Genomic DNA, 22668 nt, shown 5'->3' with positions numbered 1-22668 from the left:
ACATGAATCAATTCGCTGCTGTCCAGGCGCTTATCCTGACTGGGTTCGGGATTAATTGCGAAGAGGAAATGGCTGCCGCCTACCGCTTAGCCGGTGCTGAAGCGACTATCGTCCACCTCAATCAAGTACTACACGGCCAGGTCAGCATCCACGACTACGATATCCTAAACTTTCCGGGGGGCTTTTCCTTCGGCGACGACCTGGGCTCGGGGGTGGTGCTGGCCAAAAAACTGCGCTACCGCCAGACGCCCGGCGGCTTCACTTTGCTCGACGACCTGCGCGAGTTCATTGCCCGCGGCAAGTTCGTGCTGGGTATTTGCAACGGCTTCCAAGTGCTGGTAAAGCTGGGCTTGCTGCCCAATCTGGAGGGCAATTTTCAGCCCGAAGTAACCCTGACGCACAACGCCTCCGGCCGCTACGAAGACCGCTGGGTGCGCTTGAAGGTGAATGCAAACAACCGCAGCCCTTTCCTACAAGGCTTAGACTCCTTTGAAGTACCCGTGCGCCACGGCGAAGGTCGCCTGCTCATCCCCGATGCAGCCACGCGCCAGCATATCCTCGATCAGAGCCTGAACTGCCTCACTTACTGCGATTCTACTGGCTGCGAGGTGTCGCAGTACCCGCACAACCCCAACGGTGCCGACCTGAACTGCGCTGGCCTGACCGATACTACCGGGCAGGTACTCGGACTAATGCCGCACCCCGAAGCTTTCTTGTCGCTCTACAATCACCCCGATTGGGCGCGCCGCAAGCGCGTAAATAAGGAGTTGAGCGAAGAAGGAGATGGGCTAAAGCTGTTCCGAAATATTGTGGAGCATGTAGCCTCGTTGCCGCATCGCTCAGCTTCCGCAGTTTCACTGCAATCAGTAGAGACGCCACTTCGCTAATTCGCCCTTTCCTCACCAAGACACAAATCATTCACTGGCGTCAGGCTTCCTATTCGAAAAAGCCCCCCAGATGAGCTAAATAGAAAAAAGGCCTGCTGACCCCGCAAATGAACACTCTGAACCACTTCACCACGCCCCAACTCGAACTTCTCCACCGTGGGAAAGTCCGCGACTCGTACCGCGCGCCCTCCGGTGAGCGGCTTATCGTGGTTACCGACCGGCTGTCGGCGTTCGACTCGGTGTTGGAGACGCCCGTGGCCCACAAAGGCGCGGTGCTGAACGGGTTGGCGGCTTTCTGGTTTGAGAAAACCCAGCACATCATTCCTAACCACGTCATTGCCCTGCTCGACCCCAACGTGACGCTGGCCAAGGAAGCCGAACCGATTCGGGTGGAAATGGTGGTGCGCAACTACCTCACCGGTTCTATGTTGCGCGGCTATCAGCAAGGCCAGCGCACGTTCTCGGGCGTGACGGTACCTGATGGCCTGACTAAGCACCAGCAGTTTCCCGAGCCCATCGTGACGCCGACCACCAAGGAAGAGTCGGACCGCGAAATCACGCCGGAGAATCTGGTGTCGGAAGGCTGGGTATCGGCTGAGCTGTACGAGCGGATGCGGGTGAAGGCGTTGGAGCTGTTCAATTTTGCCTCTCAGTGGATGGCCGAGCGCGGCATCATCCTGGTGGATACCAAGTATGAATTTGGTTTGCTGAACGGGGAGTTGATTCTGATCGATGAAATCCACACGCCCGATTCGTCGCGCTTCTGGAGCGCCGAGGACTACGCCAGTAACCCCGAAACGGCGGAGCAGATGGATAAGGAGTACGTGCGTCAGTGGCTCATCGCCAACAAAGTAGATGGCCAGTACCCCCGCGCTCTCACCCCCGAAGTTTCCGCTGAAGCTACCCGTCGCTACCTCGATATCTACGAGCGCATCACCGGCAGCCCGCTACCCACTGGCAACGAAACCACTCCCGGCGGCGACGTGCAAGCCCGCCTCGTGGGCAACTTAGTGCGCGCTGGGATCATGAAAGAAGCTTAGGAACCTGCTATGCTTGCGCGATCAACTCCTCAAGGAAATCAAGAGTACTAATGTCACCGACGCTGAGTCGCGGTATAGTCAAACCAATGGAAGCCTCTGATTTTAAACGACTCGTTCAAGCTTACATCGAAGCATATAACTGCTTCGATGTAGACGGGATGGTGCGCCATCTGCACGAGGAGGTGGAGTTCAGAAACATTGCCAACGGCGAGATTAATTTGACTACAACTGGCAAAGAAAGCTTCCGCCAGCAAGCAGAGCAGGCTAAGCAGTATTTCTCCCAGCGGGAACAGCGCGTCACCGACTGGCAGATAGCTGATAACCGCGTGGAAGTGCTGATTGACTACACTGCAGTGGCCGCCATGGAGTTTCCCAACGGCTTGAAAGCGGGCGATACGCTGCAACTACAGGGTAAGTCAGTGTATCAGATTGCTGATGGTCAGATTACTTCCATTGAAGATATCAGCTAGAAAATCTCTGTATTCTCAACCCGCAATCCACAACCACTTCAAACACCAACCTTGAGCACCAACACCAAACATATAGTTCTTCTCGGCGGCGGTGCCCGTGAACACGCCATGGCGTGGAAGCTGACCCTCGACGGGGCTACCGTGCATGTGCTGCCCGGTAACGGCGGCATCCCGAATAGTCACCCCGAAATTAGCCCCCTAGACTTCCCAGCAGTAGAGAATTTCTGCCGGGAACATGATATCAAGCTTATTGTGGTGGGCCCCGAGGCTCCGCTGGCGGCTGGTGTTACGGACTATTTTGCCAAGACCGATATTCGAGTGTTTGGGCCAACTCGGCAAGGAGCGTTGCTGGAAAGCTCTAAGGTGTGGAGCAAGAAATTCATGCGCCGCCACGGCGTAGCTACGGGCTTATCCTGGACCTTCCGTAGCGACGAGATGCAGGCCGCCCGCGCCAAAGCAGCCGAGCTGGGGGCAATTTGGTCATCAAATACGACGGTCTGGCCGCGGGCAAAGGCGTATACGTGTGCAGTTCCGTGGACGAGGCCAACGAGGCCCTAACTGAGCTACAAGACCAGCATCCCGAGTGGTTTTCGTTTCTGTTGGAAGAAAAGCTGAGCGGCCCCGAAATCAGCATCATCGGTATCACTGATGGCAACCGCATTCGGCTGCTGGCACCATCGCAGGATCATAAGCAGCTGCTGGCTGGCGACAAAGGTCCAAACACCGGCGGTATGGGCGCTTACTGCCCGGTGCCCTTCGCTGACGACAATGTACTAGCTGCTATCCGTCGCGACATCGTGGACCCTACCATGCGCGGCCTGCAAGCCGAACCATTTAATTTTAAAGGCTTTATTTACTTCGGTATCATGCTCACCCCGCAGGGTCCGAAGCTGCTGGAATACAATGCCCGCCTCGGCGACCCCGAAGCGCAGGTATTGCTGCCGGCGCTGAAAAGCAGCTTGCTAGAACTGATAGAAGCCACGCTCGACGGCAACTTGGCCCAAACGACCGTATGGCAGCGCAACGGCACTTTTGTAGGAGTGGTGCTGGCTTCGGGTGGCTATCCAGCCGCTAGTTTTCCAACTGGCTTCCCTATCAGCGGCCTAGAAAACGAAGCCAATTTTGCCCCCCAGACCTTGGTTTTCCACGGCGCGACTCGCCGTCAAGCTGATGGGCCGCTCACCACAAGCGGCGGCCGTGTTCTGACGGTGGTTTCGCGGGGCAATGACCTGGAAGATGCTGTGCAGCAAGTGTATGCCGAGTGCAAAAAGGTTACCTTTGAGGGTGTTTACTACCGCTCCGATATCGGCCAACGCCCCATGCCGGAACTGACGGCTGCTAAATTTTAGTCCTATCTAAGATGAGCCAGACTCCTTCCCCCAGCGAAAATCGGCCGACGTCCTTCCTTCCCGAAGGAACGCGCTCTGAGCAGACGCGGGGACTAGAGCGGGAAGGGGAGCAGCCCAGCGCTCCGCGCAAGCAGCGGTTGGCCATTTTGCTGTCCGGTCGAGGTTCCAACATGGTAGCGCTGGTCGATTCCGTACAAATGGGTGCCCTGCGCGAACTTGCTGAGGTGGCCGTGGTGTTCAGCAACAATCCTGATGCGCCGGGCTTAGCTACGGCCGCTGCCCTGGGCTGTCAAACGGCTAGCCTGGGTCCCGCCGGCCGCAAACGAGCCGATTATGATGCGGCGGTGGTGCAAATGCTGCGAGAGTATGAGCCTGATTATCTGGTATTAGCCGGCTATATGCGCATTCTCTCACCGGTGCTAGTGCGAGCTTACGCCGGGCGCATTCTGAATATTCACCCCGCCGATACCCATCAGCACCAAGGCCTGCACGCCTACGAGTGGGCCTTTGAAAACAAGCTTCCCGAAACAAAAATTACCGTCCACCTCGTGGATGAAGGCCTCGATACCGGCCCCGTGTTAGCCCAGCGCCCCGTTGATCTGCGGGGGGCAAATACGCTGTCCGAAGTCGAGCGCCGCGGCCTGCTCGTAGAGCACGAGCTGTATGCTGATACGCTGGTGCGCTTGTTTCGAGGCCAGATTTCCCCTTCCACCCCCGCCAGCTGCCCGGCCGCCCCGCCTGACAACCGGCAACTGACAACAGAGAATTGATATGTGCGGAATAGTTGGTTTTTACGGTCCTGAGCCAGTAGCCGCGGACATTGTAGTTGGCTTAACGGCCCTGCAACACCGCGGTCAGGATGCGGCCGGTATTGTCACGTTTGACGATAATTTCCACCTCTGCAAAGGCAACGGGCTCGTCAATGACGTGTTCAAGCCCAAGCATATAAAAAAGCTCAAAGGCAACATTGGCATCGGCCATGTGCGCTACACTACCCAAGGCTCCAATGATTCGGAGCTGGCCCAGCCCTTTACCACCAGCTACCCCTTCGGCCTGGGCATGGTACACAACGGCAACGTGATCAATTTTCGCGAAGTCGCTCAACGTCTGCATGATAAGTACCATGTGCTGCCCAAAACCAGCAACGACCTGGAGCTGATCATGTACACCTTCGCCTCGGAGCTGCGCATCAAAGACCTCGACCACCTTTCCGTAATCGACATCTTCGATGCCGTTGAGACGACGCAAGAACTGGTAAAAGGTGCCTACGCTACCATCACCGTTATTGCCGGCCACGGTTTGCTAGCCTTCAACGACCCACTGGGAATCCGTCCGCTGGTGCTCGGCTGCCGCCAAACTCCCGACGGGCCAGTGTACGCCTTCGCCTCCGAGAGCACCTGCTTTGATTATCTGGGCTTCGACTTCGTGAAAAACGTAGGACCTGGTCAGGCCATCTTCATTGATAAAGACCTCAAAGTCCACTACAAGAACCCATACAATGTGCCCAAAGCGTTCTGCGTATTTGAGCACATTTACTTTGCCCGCGAAGACTCCGTTATTCACGGCCGCCTAGTAGCCCGTGAGCGAGTGCGGTTAGGTAAAATACTGGCCCGCAAGGTAAAAGCTGCCGGAATTGAACCTGATATGGTAATTGACGTGCCATCGTCAGGCTACTTCGCAGCTTCCGGCTTGGCCGAAGCTATTGGCGTGCCCTACCGGCGCGGACTGGTGAAAAACAACCACATGGGTCGCAGCTTCATTGTCAGCAGTCAGGCCGGCCGTGAGGATGTGGTCAAGAAAAAGCTCAATCCCATTCGCGAGTTTGTAGAAGGCAAAAAAATAGCCGTGGTCGATGATAGTATCGTGCGCGGCACCACCTCGCGGCGCATCGTGCGCATCCTGCGCGAAGCGGGTGCGCTAGAAGTATACTTCATCTCCTCCGCGCCGCCCATCGTGAGCCCCTGCATCTACGGCATCGATATGGCCATGAGCACTGAGCTGATTGCCGCCAACTACACGGAGGAAGAAATCTGCCGCTACATCGAGGCTGATAAGGTTATCTATCAGGACCTGAGCGACTTGCAAGATTTATTTGCCGAAGAGCGCGGCCACGGCGGCTGCTTCGCCTGCTTCTCCGGCCGCTACCCCACCGGCGACGTCACCAAGTACCTGCGCCACATCCAAGAGGAGCGCGAAAGCCACCGCGACAAGAAAGACCGTCACCAAGTAGTGTCATCAGTAAGCGCTAAGGCTCCCGAGCCAACGGAACACTAGAACGTCAAACTCCCCTCCTCATCTGAGGAGGGGATGCGGCGGCGCAGCCGACGCTGGGGTGGTTGACCGGCGTTGCTGCTGTTGTTTAGCTTAAGTAATGAAAAGAGGTGGTCATGCAGAGCAAAGCGAAGCATCTCGCGTGCTGATGGCTGATTACCAATTCCACTAAACATGCGAGATGCTTCGGCCCCGCCTCTGCATGACGTTCTTTCCAATAACTAAACAACCAAACAACGACCTCAACCACCCCAGTCCCCGCTACGCGGTGACATCCCCTCCTCCTCTGAGGAGGGGAGTTTGCTTACAACTCCAACGATTACCTCACGCTTCATGTCCACTGCTTCCTCCAAACCTGCCGGCTACGACATCGACCTCGGCAACGCCTGCTCCCGTAACGCCTATGCCTGGGCTAAAAAAACCTTTCCTAACCGCGCTGGCCAGCCCGGCGAGCCGGCGCAGGATCTGGACGGGGGCTTTTCCAACGAAATTCGCTTCGGACAAGAGCGCCTGGGCATCAGCTCCGACGGTATCGGTACCAAAATCGAGGTGGCTGAGCGGGTGGGTCGGTTTGATACCTTGGGCTACGACCTGATTGCCATGGTGGCCGACGACCTAATTGCCGGCGGCTTCGTGCCCAGTAATCTGTCGAACATCATTGACGTGAATACCCTGGATTACGACGTAATCGACGAACTAATGCGCGGCTTGCACGACGCAGCCAACTTCAGTCGCATTGCCGTGACGGGGGGCGAAATCGCCGAGCTGGGCAACCGGATTGGCGGCTGGCCCGGCGCCCGCATGAACTTCAATTGGTGCTCTACGGCCGTGGGCGCCTTGCATCCGTCGCTAAAAAGCCCCCTAAGCGGCGCCACCGCCCAGGCTGGCCACGCAGTAGTATCACTTCGCTCCCCCAGCTTCCGCTCCAACGGCTTTTCCCTGGCACGTCGTACGTTGCAAGGTCTCTACGGCGACAACTGGCACACGGCGCCTTACACCGGCTCCGACGCCGCAGAGCTAGGCAACACGTGGGGGGAAGTACTACTGGCTCCGTCCCTGATCTACGCGCCCGCCGTAGCCCGTCTCCTAGACGCTGGCCTAGTTCTGCACGGCATTGCCCACATCACCGGCGGCGGCATTGCCGATAACTTCCAGCGCGTACTCAAAAACAACGGCGTTGGTGCCGAACTAGATAATTTGTTCGAACCCCTGCCCGCCATGCAGAATCTCACCAAACTAGCCGGCATCTCGCCCGCCGACGCTTACCTCTACTGGAACATGGGCAACGGTATGCTACTCGTCACCGAAGAAGCCCAAGCTACCGCCGTTGTAAGCCAGCTGCAAGCCGATGGCTACCAGGCCCAAGTAGCAGGCCGCATTACCGCTGAGCCGGGTATTAAGCTGAAAGTGGAGGCTGGTGAACTGACGTATTAGGTAGCGTCTTTGCTTAATTATTCACCAAAAAGCCCCCGACGAGAGTTGGGGGGCTTTTTCATATAACGACAATCAAACATTGTTTAAGCCGTACGTCATGCAGAGCGGAGCGAAGCATCTCGCGTGTTTCACTGGATTACTAATCTCACTACCGCTAGCGAGATGCTTCACTTCGCTCTGCATGACCGCCTATCATATTTATATGAATCTGATTTATATTAATCTAAAAAGCTCGAGCACTGAAAAAGCCCCCCAGAACCATTCTGGGGGCTTTTTCAGTGCTGATAACGGCTGCTACAACTTATAAAGCAATTTTACTCCTTCCTTAAGGGAAGTGGGTTTTCGACCTAGTGCCATTTCCAAATCGGAGCTTACTTCGGCTTCTTGCCCGTGCTTGATGTCGGCCATAAAGCCGGCGGTTCGTTGGATGGCAAGCTCTGGTACCCCGCGCTCCTGCATGCTGGTGGCAAAGGTGGCCTGCTCGATGGGCATGTAGGTTACTGGCTTCCCGGCGGCGGCGGCCAGGGCGTCGGCTACGTCGGCGAAGGAGTACGCCTCGCTGCCAGTGAAGTGGTAGGTACGGTTGTCGCAGGTACTTCCGAGCAATACGTTGGCAATGGCCTCGCCCATTTCGCTGCGCAAGGCGTAGGCTACTCGGCCCTGGCCCGCGGGCAGGCGAATGCCGGTTTCGAACACGCGCGGCCCGGTGAACAGCGGCAAAGTATCCATATACAGGATATTGCGGAAGAAAATGTAGTTCAAGCCGCTCGCCTGGATGTAGTCTTCCGTCTGGAAGTGCCGTACCATCAGCTGGTTAGCCAAGGTTCTGGGATTTTTTAACGCGCGACTTGTGTAGGCCAGGCAACGCACGCCGGCCCGCTTGGCGGCATCTACCACGTTGTAATGCTGCTGGAGTGCATCGTCTTCGCCCCCACCCGAGATAAGCAGCACTTTTTCAACGCCTTGCATGGCTTTGTCCAGCGAGGCTACATCCGTGTAATTGCCTACACGGATACTTACGCCCCGCGCTTGCAGGTCGGTGGCTTTTTGCTCGTTGCGCACCAGGGCGGCCAGCTGAGTGGCGGCGGTTTTTTGCAGGAGAGTGTGCAGTACGGCCGTGCCGAGCTGCCCGGTAGCACCAGTTATCAGGATCATATAAAAGTTGTTGTAGTTGACGAATAGGTTCGGACACCCGCCGCTTGGCCAAACCGGTGGCAAGCGGCTGGCGTCCGAAATTCATCCTACAAAACTCGGCGCTACCGCCAGCAGAAGAAATGGCCAGATGGCGGTAAGGTGTAGCCAAAAGGCGGCAAACGGGGTTAGCCTGCCTGCCGGTAGGCCGTGGGCGAAAGGCCGGTGCTTTTTTTGAAAAATCGGCTGAAGGCAAACTGGTCGGTGAAGTGCAGGCTGGCCGCGACCTGCTGAATACTCAGCGCCGGGTTTTGCAGCAAGGTCTTGGCTTCCAGCACCGCGGCGGCGGTTATCCAGTCGCCCGCAGTGCGGCCGGTTACGTCTTTGACCAGCTCCGTGAGGTGCTTAGGTGTGATACACAGCTGGCTGGCGTAAAAGGCGACGCCCCGCGCCGTGGCGCTATGCGTCTGCACGAGCTGCTTGAAAGCCGTTGCCAGCAATTGGCTGCGAGGTTTGCTCGTCGGGAGGGGCGCGGGCTGCTGCTCGTAGAGGGCGCCAATCTCAAAGAGCAGACTGTTGATGATGTTCTTTAGGATGTTATCTCGCTCAGCAGTTGAGGAATAATACTTCTGTTGCAAAAAGCGCAGGGAAACCGCTAAGCCAGCCGCCTCCGCCGCCGACAACGAAAGTACGTAGGTTGTGGGCGCCACCAAAAAGCGGAGCTTCCCCGTCGCCGCATTGTTGGCCGTGATAAACTCTTTAGTGAAAAAGACGGACAGCGTTTCGTAATCAGCGGGGATGTGCAGCCATTGCTTAATCACATCCGGCGTAGCCAGTACCAGGCAGTTGGGGGTTATAGTGTACGTTTCTAAGTTCGCTTTTAGCTCAGCCCTTCCCCGTAAGCACAGGCTGATTTTGTAATAGTCGCCGCGGTAGGGGCGGTCCAGGGGAATCCGGGGCTTTACGGATGCGTAATCCGGGAAATACACCTCCGTAGGCGCGTCGTTATAGCTGGCAAAAGCCTGAAGCTGATAGGTAGGAATATGTTCGCTCATCGGAAAGGATATAGCTCAGTGTAGACGAATTGTATTAGGTAAGCTACCTTTTCATCTGAAGTTGCCGTCGGCTCACTTTACCTGCTAAAAAAGCCCCCAGAACACTTCCGGGGGGCTTTTTTAGGTAGAGTTGGATGCAGTAGGAAGCTTACGCTGCCTGCCGAGGCTCAATATCAAAGCCGGCTTGGGCTACGGCTTTCATCACCTGCTCGGGAATGACGTTTTCGCCCTCCACGGTCAAGATTTTGTCGGGGTTGTTCGTGTCCACGCTCCACTTCTTCACGGTAGGTTCCGCATCCAAAAAAGGCGTGACGGCGCGCAGGCAGTTGGCGCAGTTGATCGAGGTTTTGAATTGTAAGGTAGGCATAGGAGCAAAGGTTGAGCCGCGGCAGCAACTGAGCAGCTTCAGCGGCGGATGATACTAAGATAACAGTGCATGTGCTACAAAAGTATCAACGTGAATAACGCCGGGAGGTATAGACTTTGGCTGATGAAGTGCAGAGTTTTGGCTTACTTAACCACTATTCAGCAATACATATGGTTCCTTGTTTATTCTTTCTCTTGTTCAGCTTATTCGGCTGGCAAATTCCCGCAGACAACCGCTTGTCAGAGGAAGCGCGACAAGTACAAGCTGCTTATAAGAGATTTAAGAAAGAACCAGCATCGTTGCAGGTTCAGCAAAGGTTCGTCGTCGCCTTTCCTGCTTCTCAGGCCGCATTCATTCGTGTATTTCACCCTGCTGATTTTGGTCAACTCTACGCAAGTAGCGATAAGTACATACAGACATTACAACAAGTAGGAAGCAACTATCCGAAAGAGGTGCTACACAAATGCTTGATTATCAGCAAAGACTTAGTGTGGGACGCAGATGCAACCGGATTCTTACAGCACGCTACAGCGAGGATGGGAGCGGCGCATCCCCGGATTTTTATGCAAGAAGCACGACAACTCAGTTTGGTAGAGCAAACTAAATTGTTTCGATTTTTAGCTGATGTTGAAAACCACAACCAGTATCCAGAATACCAATTGTTAATGAAACAGCTCAGCGAAATAGGCGCTACCGATCTAACTCAAATGATGCGTCAGGCTAAGGAGCAAAGAGTGAAACAAAAAGGCCATTAAAAGTGAGCATCCTCCTACGCCGGCCGCACTGCCCGCTTCTTTAGAATCAGCTGTATACGGAAGGTGTCAAAGCTTTCTTTAGGCTTTACCGAATACATGAGGGGTAGGTTAGCCAAGCTAACCTACCCCTCATAGTTGAATCTTAGACCCACCTGAACGGTTACTCATTTCTAATTCCATCCGCCACCTAAGGCTCGATAAACATTCACCTTAGCATTCAACTGCTGCATTCTGGTTTCGATAAGGTCAAACTTTGATTCTAGCGCCTCCCTTTGGGTAAAGAGAACTTCCGAGTAGTCAGCCCTGGCTGAGCGGAAGAGACTGTTGGAAATAGTGCTTGACTCGTTGAGAGCCTGCACTTGCTTTGCTTTCTCATCGTACCCCTTCTCCAAATTACTAATGTTGGAGAGTTGGTTGGCTACTTCAATGTAGGCATTAAGCAGAGTGCGTTCATAATTGTAGACGGCCTGGGTCTGCTGAGCGTTGGCATTGGAATACGCAGCCTTTATTCCATTTCTGTTGATGAGCGGCGCTGCCACGTCGCCAGCCAGCGAGAAAAGCATGGATTCGGGGGTGCTTACCAACAAGCCGGGTCGGAACGCCGCCAAACCGACGGCTCCGGAGATACCCAGTGAAGGATAAAAGTTGGCCCTGGCCACCTGCACATCCAGCTTGGCCGCCACCAGATTCTGCTCCGCCTGCCGGACATCGGGCCGGTTGCTCAGCAACTGGGAGGGAAGCCCCACCCGAATGGCTTGCGGTACGGCGTCGTTGAACGCCTCATCGTTGCGGGAAATAGGCCGTGGGTACCGACCCGCCAGAAAGTTGAGCCGGTTCTCCGTTTCGGTAATGCGCTGCTGGAGGGCGTACTGAATGCTGCGGGTGTTGTGCACCTGCGCTTCAAAGCGGCGCACGGCCAATTCAGTCACCCGAGCTGCTTCTTTTTGCAAGCGTACGATCTCCAGAGCATTGCTTTGAATCTCAATGTTCTGCTTCACGATGGCCAATTGATTATCAAGCGCCAGCAGTTCGTAATACGAGTTGGCAATTTCCGCAATCAGGTTCGTCACCATGAAGTTTCGTCCCTCCACGGAAGCTAGGTATCGGCTCACGGCCGCTTTCTTCGCGTTGCGCAGCTTGTGCCAGATATCCACTTCCCAGGTAGCAAAAGCTCCCACCTGAAAATCGGTTAACGGATCGGGCGTTCGTCTTTCCGGCTTGATATCGACGCTTTCCTCTGTTGCTCCCTGAAGCGTGTATCGCCCTACTTTATCGACGCCAGCCTTAGCACCTAAGCCCACAAAAGGCAAATACTCTCCTTGCCGGGCCCGGATTTCATTGCGGGAAATCTCAATCTCCTGCAACGTGATGTTCAACTCCTGATTGTTTTGCAGGGCAGTGTCAATCAGGGATTTCAGGTTTGGGTCGGTGAAAAACTCCTGCCACCGGACTCTGGCCGTGCTGCTACTGTCTTGCACGGAACTGTTGTAGCTAGCCGGAACCTGGCGGCTTTCATTCTTGACTACTAGCTCCGGCGTTTTACAAGCGGCAATGGTAAGCGCCAAGCCGGCGGCGCTCAGGCATTGATAAAAGCGTCTCTTAAGCATAAGGCTCTGTTTCTTCAATTAATACGCGAGGCTCAATGCCCTCCAGCATCGGGTATTCGTTTTCGTCCCGAATCAGCTTGCTCTTGCCGGCCAGCGTGCCGAAGAAGTAGTACAAGCCGGGAATAATAATTGCCCCGAACACGGTGCCGAACAGCATGCCGCCGAGGGCCGAACTGCCAATAGTGCGGTTGCCGATGGCGCCAGCACCCGTGGCCACTACCAGCGGAATAAGGCCTGCTATGAAGGCAAAAGAAGTCATCAGAATGGGGCGGAAACGAACCCGCGCTCCTTCAATAGCCGCGTCGCGCACCGACATCCCTTCCTCGTGTTTCGAGGCCGCAAATTCCACAATCAGTACGGCGTTCTTCCCCAGCAAGCCCACTAACATGACGAGGCCCACCTGCGCGTAAATGTCGTTGGCCAGGCCAAAGATTTTAATAAACAAGAACGATCCGAAGACCCCCGCAACAAGGGAGAATATTACCGCCAGCGGCAGCAGGAAGCTCTCATATTGTGCGGCGAGCACTAGGTACACGAACACCAGCACCACCATGAAAATAACGGTGGACTCGTTGCCACGGCTCACTTCATCTTTCGACAGGCCACCCCAGTCGATGCCGTAGCCGTGGGGCAGGTCTTGCGCCACTTCCTGTACAGCCTTAATGGCCTCGCCGCTACTGTAGCCCGGCGCCGCCCCGCCCCGAATGGAACCAGTGGTGTACATATTGTAGCGGTTGATTTCGTTGGCGCCCTGGGTCTTCACGATTTTCATGAAGGCCGAGAATGGCACCATCTCGCCCTTGTCGTTTTTGGCCCACATATTCAGGATGTCCTCGGGCAGCTTCCGGTACTCCGGTGAGGCCTGCACGAACACCTTAAAGAAGCGCTGGTATTTAATGAAACCTAGCTCGTAGGTAGAGCCTACCATGATACTTAGCGTATTCATGGCGTTGCCGATGCTCACGCCTTTCTGCATGGCCAGCTCATTGTCAATCTTGAGTTCGTACTGCGGATAGTTGGCCGAGAAGAAGGTGAACAGGCCTGCTAGCTCTTTGCGCTTTTTCAGCTTGGCCATGAACTCGTTGTTCACTTTTTCCAGCTCTTTGTAGTCGCCGGAGTTGGTTTTGTCGAGCAATTGCAGCTGGAAGCCGCCGGCGGCGCCGTAGCCCGGCACCGCCGGCGGCTCGAAGAATTCGATGGTCGCGCCGGGAATTTCGTGGGCTTTTTCTTCCAGGTTTTCGATGATTTCAGCAATAGACTCCTTGCGCTTCGACCACGGCTTTAAGTCAATCAAGCAAGTGCCAGCATTGGAGCCGCGGCCTTCCGTCAGTACTTCGTAGCCCGCCAAGGTTGAGATGTTGGCGATGCCGGGCACTTCCTTGGCCATGCTAGCCAAGCGCTGCGATACGGCGTTGGTTTGCTCCAACGTGGTGCCGGGCGGCGTCTGTACAATAGCGTAAATCAGGCCTTGGTCCTCACTTGGAATAAAACCGGCGGGTAGCTTCGCCGTGATGGCCCAGATACCCAAACCAAAGGCGATAAGCATAGCGAAGGTGATGATTCGGTTGGCTACAATCCGTTCCAACAGGCCGGTATAGGCATTGGTAAGCTTCTCAAACCCACGGTTGAACCAGTCGAAAAAGCGCTGCATAGGCGTTTTCTTCTTGGGCTGGCCGTGGTGGTTTTTCAGAATCATAGCGCAGAGTACCGGCGTCAGCGTGAGCGCAACCACCCCCGAAATCACGATGGCCGTAGCCATGGTAATGGAGAACTGCCGGTAGAAAATGCCCACCGGGCCGCTCATGAACGAGACGGGAATGAACACGGCCGTCATCATGATGGTGATGGCGATGATGGCCCCGCTGATTTCGCCCACCACCTTGCGCACCGCGTTGTAGGGCGAGAGATGCTCTTCCTCCATTTTGGCATGCACGGCCTCAATCACCACAATGGCGTTGTCGACCACGATGCCAATCGAGAGCACCAGTGCAAACAGGGTAATCATGTTGATGGTCAGCCCAAATGCTTGCATGGCCGCGAATGAGCCCACCAATGACACTGGTACAGCCAGCGCCGGAATCAGCGTGGAGCGCCAGTCGCCGAGGAACAGGAACACCACCAAGGCTACCAGAATGAAGGCGTCGCGCAGGGTGTGAATTACGTTTTCAATAGACGCGTCGAGGAAGTTCGACACGTCGTAGGTGATTTTGTAATCCATGCCGGGCGGAAAGCTGGTTTTCTTCAGCTCCTCCAGCTTAGCCTTCACTTCTTTAATTACGTCCGAGGCGTTCGAGCCGTAGGTTTGCTTTAGCACGATGGCCGCCGATGGGTACTGGTTCAGGTTGGAGTAGATATCGTAGTACTCCGAGCCCAATTCTACGTTGGCTACGTCGCGCAGGTGCAGGCTTTCGCCGTTGGCGTTAGCCTTCAGAATGACGTTTTTGTATTGCTCCACGTCATTAAAGCGGCCTTGGTAGCTGAGTACGTACTCCAGCGACTGCGCCTGCTTGCCGTCGGAGCGGCCAATGCGGCCGGGCGAGCCGATAACGCTCTGCTCGTCCAGCGCTTTCATCACGTCGTCGACCGAGATATTATACGCACGCATCCGGTCGGGCTTGAGCCACACGCGCATGGCATACTGTCGGCTACCCAGAATGCTGGCCCGACCAATGCCACTCAGACGCTGCAACTCAGGTATCATGTTTACCCCAGCGAAGTTGAACAGGTACTTCATGTCGGTGTTCTTGTCCTTGCTGTACAAGTTCACATACATCAGCATGTTCGGCACCACGCGGTTTACCACCACGCCCTCGCGCTGCACCAGCAGCGGCAGGCGGTTGAGCACCTGTGCAATGCGGGTATTCACGTTCACCACGGCCTGGTCGGGGTTGGTGCCCAGGTTAAAGACAATCTGGATGTTGGCTTCGCCGGCGCTCACGGCGTCGGAGGTCATGTATTTCATGCCCGGTACGCCGTTCACGGCTTGCTCCAGCGGAATCAGCACCGACTCGGTGAGCACCTTGGCGCTGGCGCCGGGGTACGACGCGCTGACCATGACCAGCGGGGGCGAAATTTCGGGGAACTGCGACGTGGGCAGCTGCATGATGGCCAGCCCGCCCATGAGCAGGATGACAATCGAAATAACGATGGCAAAGACGGGCCGGCGAATGAATTTACTAAACATAGTATGGCTATTCTGATAGGGGAAACCTTACTCGCTGTACACTTTCAGGTGCGCGATGACGGCTTTTGGGTCTTTGTAATTGAAGCTGATTTTGTCGCCATCCTTCACCTTTCGCAGACCTTCCAGCAGAATCTTGTCGTTGGCTGCTAAGCCGCCTTTGATGACGTACAGGTCCGGCATCTCCGACCCAATGGTGACCTCCCGCTGGTGCACCACGTTCTTTTTATCGACCACGAAGACGTACTTCTTTTCCAGATTCTCGAATGTGGCTTTCTGCGGAATCAGCAGGGCATCATTAAGCGGCACCGTCATCAGGACGCTGCCGGTTTCACCGTTGCGCAGGAGCCCCTCGGGGTTAGGGAAAGTGGCCCGGAAGGCAATGTTGCCGGTTTCGTTATTGAAGTCGGCTTCAATAGTCTGCACCAGGCCGGGCTGCTGAAACACCTCGTTGTTGGCCATCCGCAGCTTTACTTTTGCGGCCTTGTCACTGGCCTTGGCCTGCTGCTTATAATTTAGGTACTCCGCCTCGGGTACGTTGTAGTAAACCCACATTTTGCTGTTGTCAGACAAGGTGGTCAGCAAGTCTCCCTCATCAACTAAGCTGCCCAGCCGGCCCTGAAAGTGGTCCATGTAGCCACTGAAGGGAGCCCTGATAGTCGTGAATTGCAGATGCGTTTGGGCTAAGGCTACTTCCGCTTTGGCCTTGTCGAACTTGGCCTGAGCCAGCGCCAACTCATTTTTTGAGACAATATTGGTATCAGCCAATTTCTTGGTGTTCTGATATTCCAGCCCCACGTAGTTGGCTTCCGCCTGCGACTTTTTCAGTTCTGCCTGATAAACCAGGGGCATAATCTGAAACATGAGTTGCCCTTCTTTCACGAATTGGCCCTCGTCTACATAAATCTTTTGCAGGTAGCCCTTTTCTAAAGCCCGCAGCTCGATGTGCTGTACGGAGTGAATCTGGGCCACATACTCTTTGGTGATTGTTGTGTCTTTAGCCAACGGGCTGGTAACCAAAAGCTTGATGCGCTCTTCTTTCACTTCTTTTGCTTCCGAGCAGCTTGCACAGTAGTACAAGGCACACCAGCTCATGAGCATCACTATTCTTTTCATATGTATGTTGAGTAACCTGGGGCATTTATATACTCCTAGCCACGAGTGGTTAAGAGAAGTAGGCTGAGTAGAGAGCTTGACCCCGGCGGGGCATTAGGAGCCTGCGCCGACTGATGGATCAGCCTATCTACCCAATGATTGGCCCATTGATATTCCGGCAAGTAGTGGGGCCAGACGACGTAACTCCTTGAGTGGTTGGAGCGGCCTAGCGTGTATTCGCTCATGCTTCGCGGTCGACTTTACTTTTGAAGCAGGAAGTCGGCGAAAATGCCAGTCTTAACCCGAGGCTGGGGGGCAAAATCGCGGAAAAATGCAGGCGCTGCATAGCTTGTGTCTTGTATTGAAGACACAAAGAAACCGGGGCAACATGAAGCTAAGGTGAACGAATGGGCAGGCCCTTGCCTCACCTAATTCCGTCCTGCTGGGGGGCTTTTTATAATGTGCCTACTACGACGTAGCTAATCGAAAGCTTCGTTGGTCTGAGTGAATGAGCTTTCACCCAGAAAATGGGCAACAGAAATACCTATACAAGCAAAAAGCCACCCGTGGAACAGGCGGCTTTCTGCTTTTATGATTGAGGTAGTAAGGCTAGGCTATGCTGGCCGCACTGCGCGCTTTTCCAGAATCAGCTGCATGCGGAAGTTATTCAGGCTTTCCTCCAGTCCCACGGGGTACACATGCGGATTGAGGAAGCGCCGGATGCTGAGGTCGAGGGCGCCCACTTCGCGCTGGGCTTTGGCGCGGCTTTCCTCCAGCGTGGGCAGCTCCGCTACGAGTTTGCCAGCCCGGAACACCGGCTCCAGCAACTCCCGAAACTGCGTGGAGCGAATAGGGCGGCGGCGCGTGGGGTCGAGTGGGTCCACAATAGTGAGCTCATTGGGGAGAGGCTCGGCTGTATTGTAGAGCATATCGGCACGCGGCTGGCCTTTTTCCGTTTCGTAGCGGCGCACCTGCAAGATGCCGGGGATGCTGGTTTTGGCGAGTTGCTCAGACAGCTTGATGGTATAATCCCAGTCGCTGTCGGCCGATGGGCGCAGAGCAGCCAGCTTATAAACGCCCCCCAGGGCCGGCTGGTCGTGGGCCGTGACGAGCTTGGTGCCGATGCCCCAAGTGTCGATGCGGGCGCCTTGCTGCTTGAGGCTGGTGATAAGGTGCTCGTCGAGGTCGTTGCTGGCGACAATGCGCGTTTTCTGGAATCCAGCCTCATTAAGCAAAGCGCGAGCTTCGCGGCTGAGATAAGCCAAGTCGCCGGAATCGAGGCGAATGCCCCCCAGTTCGTGACCGTTGGCGCGCATCTGCCGGGCCACGCTGATAGCATGGCGTACACCTTCCAGGGTGTCGTAGGTATCGACCAAGAAAACGGAGTCGTCGGGGAAAGCGTCGCCGTAAGCAGCAAAGGCCGCTTCCTCTTCCCCAAATGCCTGTACCCAACTGTGGGCGTGGGTGCCGCGCACCGGAATACCGAAGCGCTGGCCCGCCATCAGGTTTGATGTGCCATCGACGCCACCTAAGTAAGCAGCCCTACTGGCGCTCAGGCCACCATCGAAGCCCTGCGCCCGGCGCAAACCAAACTCAAATACCTGGTCGGAGCCGGCGGCCTCCCGAATGCGGGCGGCTTTGGTGGCGATCAGGGTTTGGAAGTTAACCAAGGTCAGTAAGGCCGTTTCCAGTAGCTGGGCTTGCAGCAGGGGGCCTTTTATGCGCAGCAGCGGCTCATTGGCAAATACCACCGTGCCCTCGGCTATGGCGTCGATGTCGCAGGTGAGGCGCAGCGTACGCAGATATTCCAGAAAATCCGGGTCAAACATAGCATTGTCGCGGGTGCCGCGCAGACTACCCAAGTATGCCAAGTCATCTTCGGAGAAGTGAAAATTTTTGACCCAATCCACGGCGTAAGCCAGACCCGCGGCTACCGCGTACCCCCCATTGAAGGGCGGCTTGCGAAAGTACAAGTGAAAAACGGCTTCCTGATTCTGCTTGCCCTGCTTCCAATAGCCATAGGCCATGGTAAGCTGGTAGAGGTCGGTGAGCAGGCTAAGTGAGGGGCCGTACAGGCCGGAGAGGGGCGCGGAGTTCATGGGCTCAAAATACGAGGAACCCCGCAGTGAGTTGTGAACGGCAGATGGACGAACTGTAAAGGCAAAAAAGCCCCCAGCGAGTTTCTGCGTCAGAACTCCCTGGGGGGCTTTTTGCTTAATACCAAACGGAGGAAATGCCACCTATACGGCATCTGACCGGATGCTAGGACAGTGCAACGCCCCAGCCGGCCGTGGTAGTGGAAGGTGGCGGGCTGGTAGCCTGATGAGCCGCATGACAATACAATTCTGCGTCGAGCAACGTGGGAACGATGGGGGGGCAGGCCTCTTCCGGAGTCGTTTTTAAGCTATCCTGTACCTCATCGGTCAGGTGGCAGAGTACAAGCTGGGTATTGCGCCGACGTAGGCGCTGGCAATAGCTGGTCAGCAGCGCCAGCGCCCGACCGGAAATGTGGCGCAACGAACTGCAATCGACCCAAATGCTGGGTTTACCGCTCCGCGCGGCTTGTTGTAAGGCTCTGGCTAATCCGTATTCTTCGGAATGTGTATGGTCTTCGGCCAAGATAAGCAAATAGCTTTCTGGCAAGATTTCGCGATAAATCTCCATCAGGAGTAGATAACTTCAGTCGTTTTCAGGCTGTGCAACGAAGCGCACAGAGGGCAGGGGCAGCAGGAAGAGGCCGCGCAAGGCAGCAACGGGGAGCCAAGGGGGCCAGACCATGGAGTAGGGCACCACTTACTTACCTAATCTGGTCCGCCAACCTGGGTCGGGGTAGAGTCAATAGGAGGCTACCCGAAGCGGAAAAAGAAAGAGCTATCTGGCCAAAGAGCCATGATACAAAAGACACATTGTCAACGAAGACAGATGCGTATCCTTGCAAATTTAGTAATACGTATTACTAGTAAGCTCAGGCAATATACTGATTTTCAGTGTAGTTGCCTATACCAAGTTCTAGGTATTTATAGCGTCCGTATCTATACTTAGCTCTGCGTGCGACCAGAAAAAAAGGAGAAGCGACATGGCGGCGCTTCTCCTTTTTTTCTGGTCTTTCCTGTTATGCCGAGGCCAGATCCTGATTCGCTGGGCCAATAAGAAGTTTGCCCAGCGCATCGAATCGGGAGCCATGGCAGGGGCAGTCCCAGCTGCTTTCCAAGCCGTTCCAGTGTACTACGCAACCCAGATGCGGGCAGATGGCCGAACACTCATGCGTCTGGCCTTTAGGGTCGCGGTACACGGCTACTTTCGTGAGGCCGCGCCGCATTACGGCCCCGGAGCCGGGCTCGATTTCGTCGATGCTTGCTACATCGCCTCCGGTGAGTAGCTCGGTGTACTCGGTGGCCACATTCAGGTTTTCCTTTACAAACTCATACGCTGAGGCCGGGCGCAGGGTCACGCGGCCGGGGTCGTAGAGGTCGGCCCACGGATTGGCGCGGCCCTGAATAAGATCGGTAATAATAATGCCCCCCAGCGTGCTGTGCGTCATGCCGTGGCCCGAGTCGCCGGTGATGATGTACACGTTATCTTGGTCCAGTGGATTGCGGCCGGCGTAGCCCAGGCTGTCGCTGGGTTCCTGCACCTGTCCCGACCAGGCGTGGTCGATCTGCTGTATCATCGGAAACCGCTCGCGCGTCCAGTCTTCGAGGCGTTGCAAGCTTAGCTCAGGGTCGCCCTGGCCGACTTTATGGTCTTCGCCGCCCACAATGAGCAGGTCGTAGCGGGGCGTGCCGCCGCGTGGGCCTTCGGCTATTTCCTGCAAGCGAATGTAGTGGTATGGGTCGGGCGTGTCCCAGTACAGCGCTTTCGTTACGGAGCCTTTCGGAATGCGGGCTGCAATAGTGTAGGTGCGGTACGACGACTGCTTAGTATGCATCACCACGCGGTCGTTGGCGGGCGTATTGGTGGCCATCACTACGGCTTTGGCGCGCACCGTATGGCCGTTGGCAGTGGTCACGCTGGCCTCCGATCCGCCCTGCACCTCCGCCACGTGGGTGTTGGTATAAATTTGCCCCCCGCCGCCTTTAAACCGGCCAATTGCTTCGGCCAGGCCATACAAGTATTTCAGAATATGAAACTGGCCCTGGTTCGGAAATAGGAGGCACTCGCCGGTGCGGAAGCCCTGAGTAGGAGAGTCAGAAAGGCGCTCGACGCCGGTGAGGCCGGCGCGGTGGGCGGCTTTCAGCTCTTTGTCCAACTCGCTGGGGTTGCCATCTTCGGGCAGAAACAGGTAGCCGTTGAGGCGGGTGAAGTTGCAGTCGATTTTCTCCTCCTGTATAATCTGCTCGATCCGGTCGATGGCAGCGCTGTGGCTTTCGGCGGCCAGCTGGGCACCTTTCTCCCCAAACAAATGCTCCAACCGCGTGTAGCGGTCGTCGAGCGCGTTGGAGAGGTGGGCCGTGGTGCGGCCCGATTCGCCGCTGACCAGCTTTCCGCTTTCCAGCACGATTACTTTCTTGCCTTCACGCAGCAACAGATACGCCGTCGTAAGGCCCGCAATGCCCGCACCGACTACCACAACATCGGCAGTCATATCCTGGGTGAGAGAAGGAAAATCGGGGGCGGGGCCAAGGGTGCCAAACCACGAAGATTGGGTAGCGGCGGAAGTTTGTTTCATAGCAGAGAGTAGGGGTAGAGTTCGGGTTCAGGTTTTACGCCAGGCCTATAGGCCAAGTTTAATTGTCACTTCCTGTAGCGCAAGAAGCCATGCAGGGGCGTTTATAAATGCAGCTCCGGTGGAATCGGCATCTGATATGTTTCCCCTTCGCCCAGAAAGTGCAGCCGCAAGTCGCGAATGGTAAAAGGCGTCTCGGGCTGAATTTCGTGAATGTTGTTGCCCGTACACTCAACCCCATCCAGAATGGTAACCAAGCCGCTGCCAATTACTTCCAGCTGGTAGCCATCGCGCACTAATACGGCAGTGTCTTCTTCAAGCCCCAGTCCCATACAGGTAGGGTTGGTAGCAATGATCTGCGCCATACGCACGATGCGGCCCCGCGCAATGAAGTGCGTATCGATGGCTACATCGTGCATAAACTGTAGCCCGGTAGTAATGGATATTTCGCCTTTGCGAAAACCCGCATCGTTGAGGCCCTGATAAATCATGGGGGTGGAAAGAGCCGACGCGCCGGCACTGGTGCCCCCGATGAGAATCTCCTCGTAGGTATAGCGTTCTTTTAGCCGCAGTAGCATTTTGGTGCCCCCCAGCAGGGCTGTCAGGCGCAGCTGGTCGCCGCCCGTAAAGTAGAAGCCGGCAGCATCATCTACCAGCTTAAGCGTGGCTTCGCTGTTGGCCTCTTCCCGCTCCCGTATATCCAGCATTTGAACCCGAGTAATACCCAAATCGGTAAATATTCTCAAATAGTCTTCGGCGGCTTCCTTGGGTTCGGAGGAGGCAATGGGTAGCACAAGCACCAGTGGATCATTGCCTTTTAGCTCGTCACAGAAGCGTCGGAGGATGGATTCAGGGGCAAAGTTCAAGTTTTCGTCCTGATTAGACCCTCTTTCGGGCCCTTGCCCCTTGTTTTCGTGTCCGCCGACGACAAGCAACTTACCCTTTGGTGTAGGGCAAGTGTGCCTATGGGGGTGTAAATGACCTCGTTGGGACGGAGGAGCTTTCTTTTTAGTAGGCATCACAGGTGGGATTGTGGGAAAGTCTTTGTGCCGATAGAGCGCATCCTGCATGCGTAAATCCGGCTCTTTGAGTTGCGCGCCTTCCCGACCTTGCCCGAGGTCCCATACAAACGTAACTGGGGGGCTTTTTTAGCTGATCATCGGCTTACTATCTGCTATTCAACTAGTTGTATAAATAACTGGTACTCGCCGCCAGAAAAGGTAGCTGAACTGTGGTTAGTGTTTGCCGATCGAAAAATACGTACTACTCCCACCTAAAATAGGTATGTATTCGGTAGCCCTACCAAGCTTATTCCCGTTTATTGACTACTACTAAAAAAGCCCCCCAACGCATGCCAACG

At 55.6% G+C, this 22668-nt stretch carries 19 protein-coding genes; 9 read left to right on the top strand and 10 right to left on the bottom strand.

Features of this window, described 5'->3' with window-relative positions:
* Positions 1-2 precede the first annotated feature (2 nt).
* From G7064_RS09990 to G7064_RS09955, 8 genes are all read left to right on the top strand, one after another.
* Positions 3-887 carry a phosphoribosylformylglycinamidine synthase subunit PurQ gene (locus G7064_RS09990; RefSeq protein WP_166073457.1) on the top strand — a complete coding sequence of 295 codons (885 nt, stop codon included), beginning with the start codon at positions 3-5 and terminating at the stop codon, positions 885-887.
* 107 nt (positions 888-994) lie between these two features.
* Complete coding sequence (gene purC / locus G7064_RS09985) at positions 995-1927, top strand: phosphoribosylaminoimidazolesuccinocarboxamide synthase (protein WP_166073456.1); 933 nt, start codon at positions 995-997, stop codon at positions 1925-1927.
* Positions 1928-2013: 86 nt separating this feature from the next.
* Positions 2014-2397: a nuclear transport factor 2 family protein gene (locus G7064_RS09980; protein WP_166073455.1), complete on the top strand. Its 384-nt coding sequence runs from the start codon at positions 2014-2016 to the stop codon at positions 2395-2397.
* Between the two features lie 51 nt (positions 2398-2448).
* Positions 2449-2955, top strand: a complete 507-nt coding sequence (locus tag G7064_RS09975; protein ID WP_166073454.1) for a hypothetical protein — start codon at positions 2449-2451, stop codon at positions 2953-2955.
* The gene (gene purD / locus G7064_RS09970; protein WP_166073453.1) at positions 2874-3746 is read left to right on the top strand and encodes a phosphoribosylamine--glycine ligase; all 873 of its coding nucleotides are present in this window, start codon (positions 2874-2876) and stop codon (positions 3744-3746) included. The genes G7064_RS09975 and purD overlap by 82 nt, the downstream gene beginning before the upstream one ends.
* An 11-nt stretch (positions 3747-3757) precedes the next feature.
* Entirely contained in the window at positions 3758-4516 is a 759-nt protein-coding gene (gene purN, locus G7064_RS09965) for a phosphoribosylglycinamide formyltransferase (RefSeq protein WP_166073452.1), read from the top strand.
* Position 4517: 1 nt separating this feature from the next.
* Positions 4518-6020, top strand: a complete 1503-nt coding sequence (gene purF, locus G7064_RS09960; RefSeq protein WP_166073451.1) for an amidophosphoribosyltransferase — start codon at positions 4518-4520, stop codon at positions 6018-6020.
* 330 nt (positions 6021-6350) lie between these two features.
* Positions 6351-7451 carry an AIR synthase-related protein gene (locus G7064_RS09955; RefSeq protein WP_166073450.1) on the top strand — a complete coding sequence of 367 codons (1101 nt, stop codon included), beginning with the start codon at positions 6351-6353 and terminating at the stop codon, positions 7449-7451.
* Positions 7452-7745: 294 nt separating this feature from the next.
* Here G7064_RS09955 and G7064_RS09950 read toward each other — a convergent pair whose 3' ends face one another.
* The 3 genes from G7064_RS09950 to G7064_RS09940 form a co-directional block, all read right to left on the bottom strand.
* Complete coding sequence (locus tag G7064_RS09950) at positions 7746-8606, bottom strand: SDR family oxidoreductase (RefSeq protein WP_166073449.1); 861 nt, start codon at positions 8604-8606, stop codon at positions 7746-7748.
* Positions 8607-8770: 164 nt separating this feature from the next.
* Positions 8771-9637 (bottom strand): AraC family transcriptional regulator, encoded by an 867-nt coding sequence (locus tag G7064_RS09945; RefSeq protein ID WP_166073448.1) that lies wholly within the window; start codon positions 9635-9637, stop codon positions 8771-8773.
* A gap of 148 nt (positions 9638-9785) precedes the next feature.
* On the bottom strand, positions 9786-10004 hold the full coding sequence (locus tag G7064_RS09940) for a heavy-metal-associated domain-containing protein (protein WP_133271482.1): 219 nt from the start codon (positions 10002-10004) through the stop codon (positions 9786-9788).
* A gap of 116 nt (positions 10005-10120) precedes the next feature.
* Here G7064_RS09940 and G7064_RS09935 point away from each other — a divergent pair, with 116 nt between their 5' ends.
* Positions 10121-10759, top strand: coding sequence for a hypothetical protein (locus tag G7064_RS09935; protein WP_166073447.1), 639 nt, complete (start codon positions 10121-10123; stop codon positions 10757-10759).
* Positions 10760-10929: 170 nt separating this feature from the next.
* On the opposite strand, the gene G7064_RS09930 is transcribed toward G7064_RS09935, so the two are convergent.
* The 7 genes from G7064_RS09930 to G7064_RS09900 all read right to left on the bottom strand — a co-directional run bounded on the left by G7064_RS09930 (position 10930) and on the right by G7064_RS09900 (position 22174).
* Complete coding sequence (locus G7064_RS09930) at positions 10930-12366, bottom strand: TolC family protein (protein WP_166073446.1); 1437 nt, start codon at positions 12364-12366, stop codon at positions 10930-10932.
* A complete protein-coding gene (locus G7064_RS09925; protein WP_166073445.1) occupies positions 12359-15550 on the bottom strand; it encodes an efflux RND transporter permease subunit in 3192 nt (1063 codons plus the stop codon). Before G7064_RS09925 ends, G7064_RS09930 begins: the two co-directional genes overlap by 8 nt.
* 27 nt (positions 15551-15577) lie before the next feature.
* Complete coding sequence (locus G7064_RS09920) at positions 15578-16663, bottom strand: efflux RND transporter periplasmic adaptor subunit (RefSeq protein ID WP_166073444.1); 1086 nt, start codon at positions 16661-16663, stop codon at positions 15578-15580.
* A gap of 593 nt (positions 16664-17256) precedes the next feature.
* Complete coding sequence (locus tag G7064_RS09915; protein ID WP_166073443.1) at positions 17257-18741, bottom strand: nicotinate phosphoribosyltransferase; 1485 nt, start codon at positions 18739-18741, stop codon at positions 17257-17259.
* A gap of 163 nt (positions 18742-18904) precedes the next feature.
* On the bottom strand, positions 18905-19306 hold the full coding sequence (locus G7064_RS09910; protein ID WP_133271488.1) for an STAS domain-containing protein: 402 nt from the start codon (positions 19304-19306) through the stop codon (positions 18905-18907).
* Between the two features lie 448 nt (positions 19307-19754).
* On the bottom strand, positions 19755-21311 hold the full coding sequence (locus tag G7064_RS09905) for an FAD-dependent oxidoreductase (RefSeq protein WP_166073442.1): 1557 nt from the start codon (positions 21309-21311) through the stop codon (positions 19755-19757).
* Positions 21312-21412: 101 nt separating this feature from the next.
* Positions 21413-22174 (bottom strand): cyanophycinase, encoded by a 762-nt coding sequence (locus G7064_RS09900; RefSeq protein ID WP_240935434.1) that lies wholly within the window; start codon positions 22172-22174, stop codon positions 21413-21415.
* Positions 22175-22668 lie beyond the last annotated feature (494 nt).

The sequence above is a fragment of the Hymenobacter sp. HDW8 genome (genome assembly GCF_011305775.1).
In the GTDB taxonomy this organism is placed as follows: Bacteria; Bacteroidota; Bacteroidia; order Cytophagales; family Hymenobacteraceae; genus Hymenobacter; species Hymenobacter radiodurans.
Note: the sequence above shows the minus strand (reverse complement) of the source record. Positions and strands in the feature narration are given on the sequence as shown.

Excerpts from the sequence above, each read along its gene's own strand:
- G7064_RS09990 (WP_166073457.1), top strand. The coding sequence starts at position 3 with ATGAATCAATTCGCTGCTGTCCAGGCGCTTATCCTGACTGGGTTCGGG.
- purC (WP_166073456.1), top strand. The coding sequence starts at position 995 with ATGAACACTCTGAACCACTTCACCACGCCCCAACTCGAACTTCTCCAC.
- G7064_RS09980 (WP_166073455.1), top strand. The coding sequence starts at position 2,014 with ATGGAAGCCTCTGATTTTAAACGACTCGTTCAAGCTTACATCGAAGCA.
- purN (WP_166073452.1), top strand. The coding sequence starts at position 3,758 with ATGAGCCAGACTCCTTCCCCCAGCGAAAATCGGCCGACGTCCTTCCTT.
- purF (WP_166073451.1), top strand. The coding sequence starts at position 4,518 with ATGTGCGGAATAGTTGGTTTTTACGGTCCTGAGCCAGTAGCCGCGGAC.
- G7064_RS09955 (WP_166073450.1), top strand. The coding sequence starts at position 6,351 with ATGTCCACTGCTTCCTCCAAACCTGCCGGCTACGACATCGACCTCGGC.
- G7064_RS09950 (WP_166073449.1), bottom strand. The coding sequence starts at position 8,606 with ATGATCCTGATAACTGGTGCTACCGGGCAGCTCGGCACGGCCGTACTG.
- G7064_RS09945 (WP_166073448.1), bottom strand. The coding sequence starts at position 9,637 with ATGAGCGAACATATTCCTACCTATCAGCTTCAGGCTTTTGCCAGCTAT.
- G7064_RS09940 (WP_133271482.1), bottom strand. The coding sequence starts at position 10,004 with ATGCCTACCTTACAATTCAAAACCTCGATCAACTGCGCCAACTGCCTG.
- G7064_RS09930 (WP_166073446.1), bottom strand. The coding sequence starts at position 12,366 with ATGCTTAAGAGACGCTTTTATCAATGCCTGAGCGCCGCCGGCTTGGCG.
- G7064_RS09925 (WP_166073445.1), bottom strand. The coding sequence starts at position 15,550 with ATGTTTAGTAAATTCATTCGCCGGCCCGTCTTTGCCATCGTTATTTCG.
- G7064_RS09920 (WP_166073444.1), bottom strand. The coding sequence starts at position 16,663 with ATGAAAAGAATAGTGATGCTCATGAGCTGGTGTGCCTTGTACTACTGT.
- G7064_RS09915 (WP_166073443.1), bottom strand. The coding sequence starts at position 18,741 with ATGAACTCCGCGCCCCTCTCCGGCCTGTACGGCCCCTCACTTAGCCTG.
- G7064_RS09910 (WP_133271488.1), bottom strand. The coding sequence starts at position 19,306 with ATGGAGATTTATCGCGAAATCTTGCCAGAAAGCTATTTGCTTATCTTG.
- G7064_RS09905 (WP_166073442.1), bottom strand. The coding sequence starts at position 21,311 with ATGAAACAAACTTCCGCCGCTACCCAATCTTCGTGGTTTGGCACCCTT.